The organism is Pseudonocardia sp. HH130630-07 (assembly GCF_001698125.1).
Lineage (GTDB): Bacteria > Actinomycetota > Actinomycetes > Mycobacteriales > Pseudonocardiaceae > Pseudonocardia.
In genome coordinates, this window is the sequence record NZ_CP013854.1 from 2,957,205 (window position 1) to 2,970,955 (window position 13,751).

The following is a 13,751-nucleotide window of genomic DNA, read 5'->3' on the forward strand; positions in this document are numbered from 1 at the left end:
GGGCGGGAGGGACCAGCCCCGAACCGGAGTGCGATCAGTGTCGATGACCGGCCGTCCGCGGACAAGCCCCCGTGAGCGGTACGTGTCACCGGCCGCCGTCGCACCCTGCCCACGACGCCCACGACCGACACCGGAGGAGGAGGCCCGTGAGCCTGCCGCCCGAGACCGGTGACGCCGAGCGCCCGGTCCGCCCGGTGCCCGAGGCGACCGTCTCCCGGCTCGCCGTGTACCTGCGCGTGCTGGGCGAGCTGCGCGAGTCCGGGGTCGAGACCGTCTCCTCCGAGGAGCTGGCCGGCGTGTCCGGGGTCAACTCGGCCAAGCTCCGCAAGGACCTCTCCTACCTGGGCTCCTACGGCGTACGCGGGGTCGGCTACGACGTCGCGTCGCTGCAGTCGCGGTTGCAGGGCGAGCTCGGGATGGACCACCGGCAGTCGGTGGCGCTGGTCGGCGTCGGCAACCTCGGGCACGCGCTCGCCGGGTACGCCGGGTTCGCCGGTCGCGGGTTCCCGGTGAGCGCCCTGTTCGACGTCTCCGACGCCGTCGTCGGCACCGAGATCAACGGCATCCCGGTCCGGCACCTGAGCGAGGTCCCCGAGGTCTGCGCGGCGGGCGGGGTGACGATCGGGATGGTCGCGACCCCGGCCCCGGTCGCCCAGGCGGCCTGCGACCTGCTCGTGCAGGGCGGGGTCCAGTCCATCCTCAACTTCGCCCCGGTGCTGCTGCAGGTGCCCGGCGACGTCGAGGTCCGCAAGGTCGACCTCTCGGTCGAGCTGCAGGTCCTCGCCTTCCACGTGGCCCGCAGGCAGCCCGCTGCCGCCGGTGCCACGCCCCCGGCCCCGGGCCGGGACCACAGTGAGACCAACGGATCGGTGGTGTCGTAGAGCCATGAGCGTCCTCGTGGTCGGCCTGTCGCACCGCAGTGCGCCGGTCGAGGTGCTGGAGCGCCTCGCCGTCGCGCCGGGTGACGTGCCCAAACTGCTCGAGGAGATGCTCGACCGGAGCCACGTCGAGGAGGCCGTCGTCCTCTCGACCTGCAACCGGATCGAGGTCTGTGCGGTCGTGGACGCGTTCCACGGCGGCCTGGGCGACGTCACCGACGTCCTCGGCGGCTACGCCGGGGTCCCGATCGGCGAGCTGTCCGACCATCTCTTCGTGCACTACGCGGGCTCGGCGGTCCAGCACCTGTTCCAGCTGGCGGCCGGGCTCGACTCGATGGTCGTCGGCGAGTCGCAGATCCTCGGCCAGCTGCGCAGCGCCTACGCCGTCGCCGACGAGGCGGGCTCGGTCGGCAAGGTGCTGCACGAGCTGGTCCAGCAGGCGCTGCGGGTCGGCAAGCGGGTGCACGCCGGGACCGGGATCGACGAGGCGGGTGCCTCGGTGGTCTCCGAGGCGCTGCGCGACGCCGACCGCGAGCTGGACGGGCTCGCCGGGGCCCGCGCCGTGATCGTCGGAGCCGGGGCGATGGGTGCCCTCGCCGCCGCGCACCTGCGCCGGGCCGGGGCGGGCGAGATCGTCGTCGCGAACCGGTCCGTCTCCGGTGGTGAGCGGCTGGTGGAGAAGGTCACCGAGCACGGCGTCCCGGCCCGCTCCGCCTCGCTCGACGACCTCGCCACCGAGTTCGCGTCGGCGGACCTCGTCGTCGCGTGTACCGGGGCGATCGGGCACGTCGTCGGCGTGGACCCGGTCGCCGCGGCACTGGCCACCCCGCGGGAGCGCCCGCTGGTGATCTGCGACCTGGGCCTGCCCCGCGACGTCGACCCGGCCGTCGGCGAGCTGGCCGGGGTCCGGATGGTCGACCTGATCACCCTGCAGCGCCGCCTGCTCGACGCCGCCGACGGCGGGTCGGTCGCGGCCGCGCAGGAGATGGTCGACGCCGAGGCCCAGCAGTACCTCGCCGGCCAGCGGTCGGCGGAGGTCACACCGACCGTCACCGCGCTGCGCCGGCGGGCGTCGGAGGTCGTCGACGCCGAGCTGCTGCGCCTCGACTCCCGCCTGCCCGGCCTGGACGGCCAGGTCCGCGAGGAGCTCTCGCGCACCGTGCGCCGGGTCGTCGACAAGCTGCTCCACACCCCGACGGTGCAGGTCAAGCGCCTCGCCGAGGGGCCGGACGGAGACAGCTACGCCGCCGCGCTGCGCACCCTGTTCGAGCTGGACCCGCAGGCCGCCGCCGCGGTCGCCGCACCGGTCCGGGGCACGGACGCGAGCGTGGACGGCTCCGACGTCGGCGCCGCCCTGAACGCGCCGCTCGACCCGGTGCCCTCGATCGGTTCCCGGCCGCCGGAGCAGGTCTCGTGAGCGCCGCGACTCCGACCCCGCTGCGGATCGGGACGCGGCCCTCGAAGCTGGCCGTCGCCCAGTCCGGCACGGTCGCCGACCGGCTCACCGCCGCCGGGTACCCGAGCGAGCTGGTGACGATCTCCACCAGCGGCGACCGCTCGATGGCGCCGGTGCCCCAGCTCGGTGTGGGGGTGTTCGTCTCCGCGTTGCGGGACGCGCTGCACGCCGGGGAGATCGACGTCGCCGTGCACTCGTTCAAGGACCTGCCGACCGCGCAGCCCGAGGGGCTGCGGATCGCGGCGGTACCGGACCGCGAGGACCCGCGCGACGCGCTCGTCGCGGGCGGCCGCGTCCTGGGCGAGCTGGGCCGTGGTGCCCGGGTGGGCACCGGATCGCCGCGCCGGGCGGCGCAGCTCTACGCGCTCGGACAGGGCCTCGAGGTCGTGCCGATCCGCGGCAATGTGGACACCCGGATCGGGAAGGTCCGGTCCGGCGAGCTCGACGCGGTGGTCGTCGCCGCGGCCGGGTTGCGCCGGTTGGGCCGCATCGAGGAGGCGGACGAGCTGCTCGATCCGCTGCAGATGCTGCCCGCCCCCGCCCAGGGTGCGCTCGCCATCGAGTGCCGGGAGCGGGACACCGAGCTGGCGGCGACGCTGCACTCGGTGCTCGACGACAGCGGCGTGCGCGCCGCCGTCGCCGCGGAGCGCGCGGTACTCGTGACGCTGGAGGGCGGCTGCACGGCGCCGATCGCGGCGCTGGCCGACGTCGTGTCCGACCTGGACGACGACGGCCGGGCGATCGACCGGCTGTCGCTGCGTGCCGCGCTGGGAGTGGGAGAGATCGCGGGGGGCGACGTGCTGCGCGCGTCCGCCACCGGAGAGTTGGACGATGCCGAGAAGCTCGGGGCCGCAGTCGCGCACGAGCTTCTCGACCTGGGTGCCGAGGACCTGCCCCCTGCGGGTCTCGGCTCCGTGAACCGCTGGATCGGGAGTTCGTAGATGACAGGACCTGCCAACACCTCGGGGCGGATCGCCTTCGTGGGCAGCGGACCGGGTGACCCGGCACTGCTCACGGTGCGCGCCCGGGACGTGCTCGCCGGCTCGCCGCTGGTGATCACCGACCCGGACGTGCCGGAGGGCATCCTCGCCCTGGCCGCCGACGGCGCCGAGGTCCGCCCGGCCGTCGGTCAGCCCGCCGACATCGCGAGCGACCTGCTCGCCGAGTCCGCACAGGGCCGGTCGGTGGCCCGCCTGGTCTCGGGTGACCCGCTGACCAACGACGCCGTCGTCGCGGAGGCGATGGCCGTCTCCGCGTCGGGCTCGCTGTTCGACGTCGTGCCGGGTGTGCCCGCCTCCACCGCCGTCCCGGCCTATGCCGGGGTCGCGCTGGGCTCGGCGCACGTCGAGGCCGACGTCCGGGCCGGCGTCGACTGGGCCGCGCTGGCCGCCTCGCCCGGGCCGGTCGTGCTGCACGCCACCGGCGCGCTGCTCGCCGACGTCGCGACCGGGCTGTCCGCGCAGGGCGTGCCCGCCGAGACCGCGGTCGCGATCACCGCCGGTGGCACCACCTCGACCCAGCGGACGATCTCGTCGTCGGTGGGCAAGCTCGCCTCCGACGGGGGCGACCTGGAGGGCGCGCTCGTCCTGACCGTCGGTGACGCCGCCGGTCGCCGCGGCGAGCTGTCCTGGTGGGAGTCGCGCGCGCTCTACGGCTGGCGGGTGCTGGTCCCGCGGACCAAGGACCAGGCCGGCGTGATGAGCGAGCGGCTGCGGATGCACGGCGCCATCCCGGAGGAGGTGCCGACGATCGCCGTCGAGCCGCCCCGGTCCCCGGCGCAGATGGAGCGTTCGGTCAAGGGCCTGGTCGACGGCCGCTACCAGTGGGTCGTCTTCACCTCGACCAACGCGGTCAAGGCCGTGTGGGAGAAGTTCGCCGAGTTCGGCCTGGACGCCAGGGCGTTCTCCGGTGTGAAGATCGCCTGCGTGGGCCGGTCGACCGCGGAGAAGGTGCGCGAGTTCGGCATCGAGCCGGAGCTGGTCCCGGACATCGACGAGGCGCAGTCCTCGACGTCGGAGGGGCTGCTGGAGATCTTCCCGCCGCACGACGACGTGCTCGACCCGGTGGACCGGGTGCTGCTCCCGCGCGCCGACATCGCCACCGAGACGCTGTCCGCCGGGTTGCAGGAGCGTGGCTGGGAGGTCGACGACGTGACGGCCTACCGGACCGTCCGCGCCGCCCCGCCGCCCGCGCCGATCCGTGAGGCGATCAAGACCGGCGGGTTCGACGCGGTGTGCTTCACCTCGTCGTCGACCGTGCGGAACCTGGTCGGCATCGCCGGCAAGCCGCACGCCCGCACCCTGGTCGCCTGCATCGGCCCGGCCACCGCGGAGACCGCCCGCGAGTTCGGCCTGCGGGTGGACGTGCAGCCCGAGGAGTCCCGCGTCCCGACCCTGGTCGACGCACTGGCGAGCCACACCGCCAAGCTTCGCGCCGAGGGCAACCTGCCCCCGCCGAAGAAGGTCAAGGCCCGCCGCCGCTGAGCCTCGCGCCCGGCCCGCCCACCCGGGGAAGGTGCGGGCCGCGTCGATGACGCGGTGCAGGTCGGGCCGGGCCGGGACGGTGAGCCGTACGCCGGTTCCGGGCCAGGTCCGGACGAGGATCCCCGATGACCCGGCGAGATGGTCGGCGAACGCCTGTGCCCGCGTCCCGAGGGGCAGCCACACGAAGTTGGCGTGCGAGTCCGGCACCGGGTACCCGAGAGCACGCAGCCGCACGGTCAGCTCGGAGCGGGTGCCGGCCAGGGCGTCCCAGGTCCGGGGGTACTCCCCGGAGTCGTCCTGCAGCGCGGCGAGCGCGGTGACCTGGCCGGTGCGGGCGACGGAGAACGGCCGGACGGCGGCCCGGACCCGGTGCGCGACGTCGGGATGGGCGATCGCGTAGCCCACCCGCCCCCCACCGAGACCGAACGCCTTGCTGAACGTGCGCACCCGGACGAGGCCGGGCCGATGACCGGCCGCGGTGTGGTGGCCGCCGCCCAGCGTCACTGCCGTGGGCACCTCGCGCCGGTCGGCGAACTCGACGTAGGCCTCGTCGAGCACCACCAGGCAGTCCGCGGGTACCCGGTCGAGGAAGCCGGCCAGTTCCCCGCGCCCGAGGACCGCGCCGGTCGGGTTGTTGGGACTGACCAGGACGACGACGGCCATCCCGCCCAGGTCGCCGGCCGCCGTCAGGATCGCGTCCAGGTCGGGGGCGCCGTCGGGGCGGAGCGGCACCGGGTGCGGTTGCGCCCCGACCTGTTCGGGCCGGTCGAAGAGCTCGGAGAACGCGGGCGGCCCCCCGAACAGCACGGGGCAGGACGTTCCGGCGCCCCTGCTGCGGCGCACGCTCGCGGTCAGGATCGCCTCCAGGACGCCCGACGCGCCGGCGCCGACGACCACCTGCTCCGGTGCCACCCCGTGCCGGGCGGCGAGCGCGGCCACCAGGTCGTCGCTGTGGGGCTGGGGGTACCGCTGCGGCTGGGCGACGGCGTCGCTGCCGGCCTGGGCGTCCCGCACCGACCGCGGAGGGCGGACCGGCAGTTCGTTACCGGAGAGATCGAGCACGGGCCGCGACGTCGTCGGCCGGTCGCCCCTGCTGCCGGGCGCGAGGGACGAGGTGGGGAGCGCGGTCATCCGAGCCGCCCCTGCTCCGCCGGGTCGCGGTGGCGGCGGTACGCCTCGAGCAGGGCCGGATCGGTGTCCTCGGCCAGGAGCCGCTCCGCACACCGCACGGCTTCGGGCTGCAGGTGCGCGAGCACCTCGTTGTCGTGGTCCACGCTCTGGCTGCTGCGGTACTCCACCGCGACGACGCGGTCGAACATGCTCGGGTTGAAGACCGTGTGCGGCACGGTGCGCGGGAGGGGGAGCAGCTCGCCGGCCAGCTGCCGCGCCTCGTGCTGCAGCTCGTCGCCGAAGAGCGTGACCGCACCCTGCGGGCCCGCCTCGAGCACCTCGACGATCACGTCGGTGCCGGGGTGGTGGTGTGCCCTGGCGAGGAACTGCGGAGCCACCTCGAGGTACCCGGCGCACACCCGCATGCCCGGGGTCGTGCCGTCGTGGCGGCCGTCGATGACCGGTCGCAGCGTTCTGTGTCCCTGGGGCGAGACGCCGGTGGCCCCGACGCCGTGCGGGCTGACGACCCGGACCGGGCCGGGCGCGAAGTCCCACCGCCAGAGCTGCTGGGAGACCACGGCGGCGAACCCGTCCTCCGCGTCGGCGGCCGGATCGGTGACGGGATGGACGTCGTGCAGCGTCCGGTCGGAGTGGCAGGCCGTGAACTCCACGGCCTCGTCGGCGCTGCCGTTGGCGACGAGGTACCGGTGACCGGCCGGGATCGCGACCAGGTCGCCGCGGTCCGCGACGGCGCGGTACCGGAGACGGTCGCCGTAGAGGATCACCGCCTTCTCGGGCCCGCACCTGCGGATGTGGACGATGACGTCGGTCCTGCGGTGCTCGATCGGCGGGGTGTACCGGTACGGCGGCAGCACGTAGCCGCCGACGGCGAGGTCCTGCAGTCCGGTGGAGTGCCCGTCGACCACCGCGACGGGTGCGTTCCAGTCGAACGCGGCCACGTGCGGCCCACCGGGGGGCCGCAGGCCCACGGCGGTGATGCCGTCGGCCGGGCCGTCGCGGTGGTCCGCCGCAGGCCCGGACCGGGGTGCGAGGTCGGCTGCTCCGTCGATGGTCATGGTCGTGCCCTCCCTGGGCGTGGGTGCTGTGCCGGCCCGATCCCGGCGCGGGCCGGATGTGGTGCCGCCCGCGCACGGTTCGACGGCGCCGCGGCCCACCGGGGCTCCCGCCGTGCGGCGGGCCCGCTCCGGTGTGCGGTGCCGCGGCGCCGCCCGTCACTCGCACGTCCGTCGCGGCCGGCTCCGTCGCGACGGGGTCGTCATGGCCGGCGCGCTCGCGGTCCCCGCCGTGGGTGCCGCGGCCGGCGGCCGGTCAGGTCCGTTCGGCCCGCGCGCGCAGCTCCCTGCGCAGGACCTTGCCGTTGCCGTTGCGGGGCAGCGCCTCCAGCCACACGACGTCGTGGGGGACCTTGTACCAGGACAGCGTGGACCGCACGAGCTCGATCAGTTCGACGCCCAGCGCCTCGTCGTGCACCGCGGCCGTCCCCGCCGAGCCCGGCGCGGGTGCGGCGACGACGTAGGCCCGCATGCTCGAGTCCCCGGCCGGTCGGCGCACGGCGCCGACCGCGACCTCCCGCACGCGGGGATGGCCCTCCAGCAGGCGCTCGATCTCGCCGGGCACGACGTTCTGGCCGCCGATCACCTCGACGTCGTCGAGCCTGCCGAACGCGTGCACCACACCCTGGTCGTCGACCGAGGCGAGATCGCCGGTCGGCCACCACACGTCGGTCAGGATGTCGGGCCCCAGGCCGCCGCGGGCGACGCCGCGGTGCGCCGACGGCACCCGGATGTGCAGCTCGCCGCGGCTGCCTGCGGGCAGCTCCCGGCCGTCGGCGTCGACGACACGCACCTCTCTGCCGGGCAGCGGCGGGCCGACCGCCGACGCCACGTCGTAGTCGGCGGGCCTGCCGACGGCGATGACACCGGCCTCGGTCATGCCGTAGTCGTTCTGCAGCCGGTCACCCAGGATCGGCACCAGCTGCCCGCGCAGCCGCGCGGTGAGCACCTCCCCACCGCAGGAGGCCCGGCGCAGGCGGCCGAGCACCTCGGCGTGCCCCGGTTCGAGCAGTAGCCGCGCCAGGAAGCTCGGCTGCGCGAACAGGGCGGTGACCCCGTGGCGCCGCATCAGCTCGACCGCGGCGGCCGGGGTCGCCCGGGGCCGCGACAGGACGGCCGTCTGCCCGGCCTCGAGCGTGGTGAGCACCGAGGCGATGAGCCCGCGCAGGAAGTACATCCGCGACAGCGACAGCACCACGGTCCCCGGGCCGCCCACCGATCCCAGAGGGCGCGCGCCGCGCAGGTCGCGGTGCCGGTAGAAGCACAGTTTCGGGGCCCCGGTCGTGCCGGAGGTGAACACCGCCAGCGCGGCCGCGTCCCCGCCGGGGGCGAACGCCCCGTCCGGCTCGCCGGCGACGAGCGGACCGACCTCCGTCGTCGGTGCGGGCGCGGCCCCACCAGCCATCCGGCGGTGTCCGGATCGACGACGACGAGCCCCGGCTCCACCGTCGCGACGTCCCGGGCCAGGTCGTCCCGGCTCATCTGGACGTTCACCGGCACCGCGACCAGACCCGCCTGCCACGCACCGAGCAGGCACCACACCAGCTCCACGCCGTCGGGCAGGGCGAGCAGCACCCGGTCCCCGTCGCGCAGGCCGCGCGACCGGTACCCGGCCGCCACCCGGGCGGCGCCGTCGAACACCTCGGCGAAGGTCCACGCCCGGTCGTCGGCGTGGAACGCGGTCCGCCCGGCCCACCCCTCGTCGCGCGTGCGCTCCGCATATCGGTGTGCCACGTTCTCCGACATCCGCAACCGGTGTCCCCTCGAATCCGCCGTGCCCGCGTGACCCGTTCACGCGCCGTCTCCGACGACCGACGGTGCTTGCTGTCCGAGTCCGCGAAGGCACGGAGCGTGCGGAGCGCGCCGATATCGGGGGGAAACCACGCACCAGATCGACGCGTGCCGCACCGGACCGCGGGCGTCGCCCCGGGGTCAGTCCTGCCGGCCGGTCGCGGCCAGGCCGATGCCCATGCCGACGAGGACGAGCCCCCCGGCAGCGCCGACCCGGCGCAGGCGGACCGGCGACGTGGCGAACCAGTCCCGGGTGGCGCCCGCCGCCAGGCCCCACATGCCGTCCAGGAGACAGCCGATCGTCACGAACAGCAGGCCGAGCACGGCGATCTGCACCGGTGCGCTACCCGCCGCCGGGTCGACGAACTGCGGCAGTACGGCCGCGAAGAACACGAGTGCCTTCGGGTTGGTCAGCCCGACCACGAAGCCCTGGCGCACGAACCGGCCGGACGGAGCGGGAGCGGCGGTTGCCGCGGTCGCGGTGGTGGCGCTGGTCAGGGCACCGGCCATCTCGTCGCGGGCACGGAACGTCCGCACGCCGAGCCACACCAGGTAGGCGGCGCCGACGAGCTTGATCACCTCGAACGCCGTCGCCGAGCCCTGCACCAGCGGTCCCAGCCCGGCAGCGACGAGCACGACCAGGACCAGCACCCCCGCGCAGTTGCCCGCGGACGAGGCGATCGCCGCCCGCCGTCCGTGGGCCAGTGCGCGGCCGACGATGAACAGCACGCTCGGGCCCGGCACCGCGATCAGCACCGCCGACGCGAACATGAACGTGACGAGCGTCGGGACCGTGGGCATGCCCCGACGCTAGCGGGCGGTCCTCGGGTCAGGCCCGCGCGGCCTTCACCAGGGTGCGCAGGCACATGTCGCGCGTCTCGCGGGGGGTGCGGCGGCCGGACTGGTCCGGGAGGTGGAAGGCGGCGAACAGGCCGCACCAGATGTGGTTGGTGAGCCACTCCGCGTCCAGCGACGGGTCGATGCTCCCGTCGTCGTGGCCGCGGCGCACCACCGCCGCGACCTGCCGGTCGGAGTCGGTCTCCGCCGGCATCTCGTCGGTCACCTCGGTCCGCATCCACCAGGCGAACACCTCCTGCGCGTCGAGGAGCTCCCCGCACAGCCGGGTGTAGGCCGCCAGCCCGGTGCCCTCGCCGGGGCGCGCGCGCTGGACGGCCGCGCCGTACTCGGCGAGCACGAACGCGCCCACCGCGGCCTCCAGCGCGGCCCGGTCCGGGTAGTAGCGGTGCAGCGTGCTGCGTGCGACGCCGGCCGCCTCGGCGACCTCGCCGACCGCGGCCCCCGGGTGCGCGGCCAGCACCCCGATCGCCGCGCGGAGGATGGCCCGCCTGGTCCGCTCCCGGGTCGGGCTCTCCTCCCGGTCCTGCACCGTCACGAGACGACCATAACAATCCCCTGATCGGAAACCTCGTTGCGAAAATAGGACATTCCTGTCTCACTGGTGGACATGGACGTCGCGACCCCGGACCGCTCGCGGATGGGGATCCTCTGGGACCACGCCCGACCGCACCTGCCCACGCTGGTGTTCGGCCTGGTACTGGCCCTCGCGGGCTCGGCCATGGAGCTGGCGAGCCCGCTGGTCACCCGGTGGGTGCTCGACACCGTGGCCGCCGGTGGGTCGCTGGCCCGCCCGGTGCTGCTGCTGGTCGCCCTGCTCGTGGTCGGGGCGGTGGTGACCTGGTGGCAGTGGGTCGTGCTGGGCACGCTGGCCGAGCGCATCGTCTACGACGCGCGGGAGAACATGATCGTCCGCTACCTGCGGGCGAAGGTGCTCCCGTTGCTCGCCCGCCCGGCCGGTGAGCTCGTCACCCGGGTCACCTCGGACACCGTGCTGCTGCGGGAGGCGGCGTCGTCCAGCCTGGTGGGGCTGCTGAACGGCGCGGTGATGCTGGTCGGCTCGCTGGCGCTGATGACCTTCCTGGACCCGACGCTGGCGCTGGTCACGTTCGGCGCGACCGCGGTGGTCGTCGTGCTGTTCTCGGTCCTGCTCCCGGCGATCGCTACCTCCCAGGAGCGGGCCCAGGGCGCGCTCGGTGACCTCGGCGGCTCGCTGGACGGGACGCTGCGCGCGGTGAAGACGGTGAAGGCGGCCGGCGTGGAGGACGCCGCCGGGGACCGGCTGCTCGGCCACGCCGCGGACGCGCGCCGGTTCGGCATCCGGGCCGTCCGGCGCGAGGCGCTGGTGTGGACGGTCGCGTGGGCCGGCCTGCAGGCCGCGATCGTGGTGATTCTGGGCGTCGGGGCCTGGCGGGTCGCGTCGGGTGAGATGAGCGTGTCCACGCTCGTCGCGTTCCTGCTCTACGCGTTCGGCCTGATGGGGCCGATCATGGAGCTGAGCCAGAACCTGAGCACGCTGCAGTCCGGGGTCGCGGCGGCCGGGCGGATCCGGGAGGTGCGGGCGATCGAGTCCGAGCCGGGTGCGCCGGGCGGCCCGGCGCGGGAGCCGGTCGCGGGCGCGCCGCTGGTCGAACTGCGCGGGGTCGACGTCCGGTACCCGGGCGCCGCGGAGCCCGCGGTGCGCGGGGTGGACCTGACCGTGCCGCGGCACGGGCACGTCGCCGTCGTCGGGCCGTCCGGCGCGGGGAAGACGACGCTGCTGTCGCTGCTCCTGCGGTTCGTCGAGCCCGAGCGCGGTGAGCTGCTCCTGTCCGGCGTCCCCTACCCGGAGCTGGACGCCCGCCGGATCCGCGCGCACTTCGCCTACGTCGAGCAGGAGACGCCGGTCGTCCCGGGGACGATCCGGGAGAACCTCGTGCTCGCCGCACCGGAGGTCTCCGACGCGCAGATCGACGAGGTGCTGCGCAGCATCGGTCTCGACACCGTGGTGGCCGGGCTGGAGCACGGCCTGGACACCCCGCTGTCGGACACCTCGGTGTCCGGCGGGCAGCGGCAGCGGATCGCGCTGGCCAGGGCCCTGCTGTCCCGCCCACCGGTGCTGCTGCTCGACGAGGCGACCGCGCAGGTCGACGGGATCACCGAGGCCGCGATCCAGACCGTGGTGCGCGAGCAGGCCGAGCGCGGCGCGGTCGTCACGATCGCGCACCGGCTGTCCACGGTGCTGGACGCGGACCAGATCGTCGTGATGAACGGGGGCGGGGTCGTCGCCCGCGGGACGCACGCCGAACTGCTCGTGTCGAGCGTGCTCTACCGCGAGCTGGTCGAGGCCCTGCGGATCCGGACCGAGGCGCCGGTGGGCTGAGCCGGGTCCTACCCTGGCCGGCATGGGTTTCCCGGCACAGCGTCCCCGTCGGCTGCGGAGCACCCCCGCGATGCGGCGGCTGGTCTCCGAGACCGAGGTCCGGCCGCGGCAGCTGGTGCTGCCGATGTTCGTCCGGGAGGGTGCGACCGAGCCCGTGCCGATCTCGTCGATGCCCGGGGTCGTCCAGCACAGCCGGGACTCGCTGCGCAAGGCGGTCGCCGAGGCCGCCTCGGCCGGCGTCGGCGGGGTCATGCTGTTCGGGGTGCCGGAGACCCACGACGCGACCGGCTCCGGGGCCCTCGACCCGGACGGCGTGCTCAACGTCGCGCTGCGCGACGTGCGCTCCGAGGTCGGCGACGACCTGGTCGTGATGTCCGACCTGTGTCTCGACGAGTTCACCGACCACGGCCACTGCGGCGTGCTCGGCCCGGACGGTGACGTCGACAACGACGCGACCCTGGAGCTCTACGCCCGGATGGGCGTCGAGCAGGCCCGCGCCGGTGCGCACCTGGTCGGGCCGAGCGGGATGATGGACGGGCAGGTCGGCGTCATCCGGTCGGCCCTCGACGACGCCGGGTTCACCGGCACCGGGATCCTCGCCTACACCGTGAAGTACGCATCGGCCTTCTACGGGCCGTTCCGCGAGGCGGTGAACTCCCAGCTCAGCGGGGACCGCCGGACCTACCAGCAGGACGGCGGCAACGCCCGCGAGGCGCTGCGCGAGCTGGAGCTCGACCTCGGCGAGGGCGCGGACATGGTGATGGTCAAGCCGGCGCTGGCCTACCTGGACGTGCTGGCGCGGGTCGCCGACGCCGCGGACGTCCCGGTCGCCGCTTACCAGATCTCCGGCGAGTACGCGATGATCGAGGCCGCGGTGGCGAACGGCTGGCTGGACCGGGACCGGACGATCCTGGAGACGCTCACCTCGATCCGCCGGGCCGGTGCCGACGTGGTCCTCACCTACTGGGCCACCGAGGCCGCGTCCTGGCTGGACTGAGCCGAACCGCACCCGTCTGCGGTACCGCCGAACGTGGCAAACCGGACACCTGTCCGGCTACCGTGGTCGGGTGAGCACCGACCCCGGCCAGCAGGGCGCACCGCAGTACTACCGGCCCGGCCCGTCGTCGGGGACCTATCCGCAGTACCCGCAGAACCCGTACCCGCAGGGCTGGACGCCGGGCACCGCCCCGGCGCCGTACCCGTCGCACGGTCCGGTGCAGCCGTCGCCGGCCGGGCTCGGGCCCGCGCCGGTCCGGAAGGTCCCGCGGCCGCGGCAGGTCGTGTCGGCGCTGATCCTCCTGCTCGCGTCGGTGCTGCCGTTCGTGGTCATGGGGGTGACCGCCCTGTTCGTCACGGTCGACGACCGGCTGCTCGACGAGGCCGGCGTCCCGCGCGACCAGATCGACCAGGCGATGGCGCAGACCGGGATGACGATGGAGGTGCTGAACCAGCTGTTCCGGGTGATGGGCGGGATCTTCGTCGTGCTGGCGCTCGCCTACGCGGTGCTGGCCGTCGTCGCGTTCCTCGGGCGCAGCGGGGCCCGGCTCACCCTGGCGATCCTCACCGGCGTCTACGGGCTGACCCTGTTGCTGCTGATGGCGGCCATGCCGCTGTTCGCGGTGCTGGTGATCGCGGTGGCCGCGAGCGGGGTCACGCTGCTCTACAGCGCACCCGCCCGCGAGTGGTACGCCGCACGCCGGACCGGGGTCGCGGGCCGGTCCTGAGCACGGCTGGGAGACTGTC

At 74.9% G+C, this 13,751-nt stretch carries 11 protein-coding genes and 2 pseudogenes; 7 read left to right on the forward strand and 6 right to left on the reverse strand.

Going from position 1 to position 13,751, the window contains the following annotated elements; translation table 11 throughout:
- Window positions 1-146: 146 nt before the first annotated feature.
- Genes AFB00_RS14330 through AFB00_RS14345 form a run of 4 tightly spaced genes read left to right on the forward strand, consistent with a single transcriptional unit; the run spans window position 147 to window position 4,817 of the window.
- Window positions 147-881 (forward strand): redox-sensing transcriptional repressor Rex, encoded by a 735-nt coding sequence (locus AFB00_RS14330; protein WP_068797650.1) that lies wholly within the window; start codon window positions 147-149, stop codon window positions 879-881.
- Window positions 882-885: 4 nt separating this feature from the next.
- A complete protein-coding gene (locus AFB00_RS14335; protein ID WP_068797651.1) occupies window positions 886-2,295 on the forward strand; it encodes a glutamyl-tRNA reductase in 1,410 nt (469 codons plus the stop codon).
- Window positions 2,292-3,275, forward strand: a complete 984-nt coding sequence (hemC, locus tag AFB00_RS14340; RefSeq protein ID WP_068797652.1) for a hydroxymethylbilane synthase — start codon at window positions 2,292-2,294, stop codon at window positions 3,273-3,275. Before AFB00_RS14335 ends, hemC begins: the two co-directional genes overlap by 4 nt.
- Entirely contained in the window at window positions 3,276-4,817 is a 1,542-nt protein-coding gene (locus AFB00_RS14345; RefSeq protein ID WP_068797653.1) for a uroporphyrinogen-III synthase, read from the forward strand. It begins immediately after the preceding gene.
- A 135-nt stretch (window positions 4,818-4,952) separates the two neighbouring features.
- Here the strand turns inward: AFB00_RS14345 and AFB00_RS36200 are convergent.
- The 6 genes and pseudogenes from AFB00_RS36200 to AFB00_RS14365 all read right to left on the reverse strand — a co-directional run.
- A pseudogene (locus AFB00_RS36200) lies at window positions 4,953-5,948 on the reverse strand (pyridoxal phosphate-dependent aminotransferase); the annotation flags it as partial.
- Entirely contained in the window at window positions 5,945-7,003 is a 1,059-nt protein-coding gene (locus AFB00_RS14350; protein WP_068797654.1) for a hypothetical protein, read from the reverse strand. The gene AFB00_RS14350 and the pseudogene AFB00_RS36200, both read right to left, overlap by 4 nt.
- Window positions 7,004-7,256: 253 nt before the next feature.
- On the reverse strand, window positions 7,257-8,405 hold the full coding sequence (locus AFB00_RS14355) for an ANL family adenylate-forming protein (RefSeq protein ID WP_083275524.1): 1,149 nt from the start codon (window positions 8,403-8,405) through the stop codon (window positions 7,257-7,259).
- A gap of 17 nt (window positions 8,406-8,422) precedes the next feature.
- A pseudogene (locus AFB00_RS36205) lies at window positions 8,423-8,746 on the reverse strand (AMP-binding protein); the annotation flags it as partial.
- A gap of 186 nt (window positions 8,747-8,932) precedes the next feature.
- Complete coding sequence (locus AFB00_RS14360; RefSeq protein ID WP_068797655.1) at window positions 8,933-9,592, reverse strand: LysE family translocator; 660 nt, start codon at window positions 9,590-9,592, stop codon at window positions 8,933-8,935.
- Window positions 9,593-9,620: 28 nt separating this feature from the next.
- Window positions 9,621-10,184, reverse strand: a complete 564-nt coding sequence (locus AFB00_RS14365) for a TetR family transcriptional regulator (RefSeq protein WP_068797656.1) — start codon at window positions 10,182-10,184, stop codon at window positions 9,621-9,623.
- Between the two features lie 72 nt (window positions 10,185-10,256).
- Here AFB00_RS14365 and AFB00_RS14370 point away from each other — a divergent pair, with 72 nt between their 5' ends.
- The 3 genes from AFB00_RS14370 to AFB00_RS14380 all read left to right on the forward strand — a co-directional run bounded on the left by AFB00_RS14370 (window position 10,257) and on the right by AFB00_RS14380 (window position 13,732).
- Window positions 10,257-12,008: an ABC transporter ATP-binding protein gene (locus tag AFB00_RS14370; RefSeq protein WP_231974387.1), complete on the forward strand. Its 1,752-nt coding sequence runs from the start codon at window positions 10,257-10,259 to the stop codon at window positions 12,006-12,008.
- 22 nt (window positions 12,009-12,030) lie between these two features.
- Window positions 12,031-13,005 (forward strand): porphobilinogen synthase, encoded by a 975-nt coding sequence (hemB, locus tag AFB00_RS14375; RefSeq protein WP_083275525.1) that lies wholly within the window; start codon window positions 12,031-12,033, stop codon window positions 13,003-13,005.
- A gap of 70 nt (window positions 13,006-13,075) precedes the next feature.
- Complete coding sequence (locus AFB00_RS14380) at window positions 13,076-13,732, forward strand: hypothetical protein (RefSeq protein ID WP_068797658.1); 657 nt, start codon at window positions 13,076-13,078, stop codon at window positions 13,730-13,732.
- Window positions 13,733-13,751: the final 19 nt, after the last annotated feature.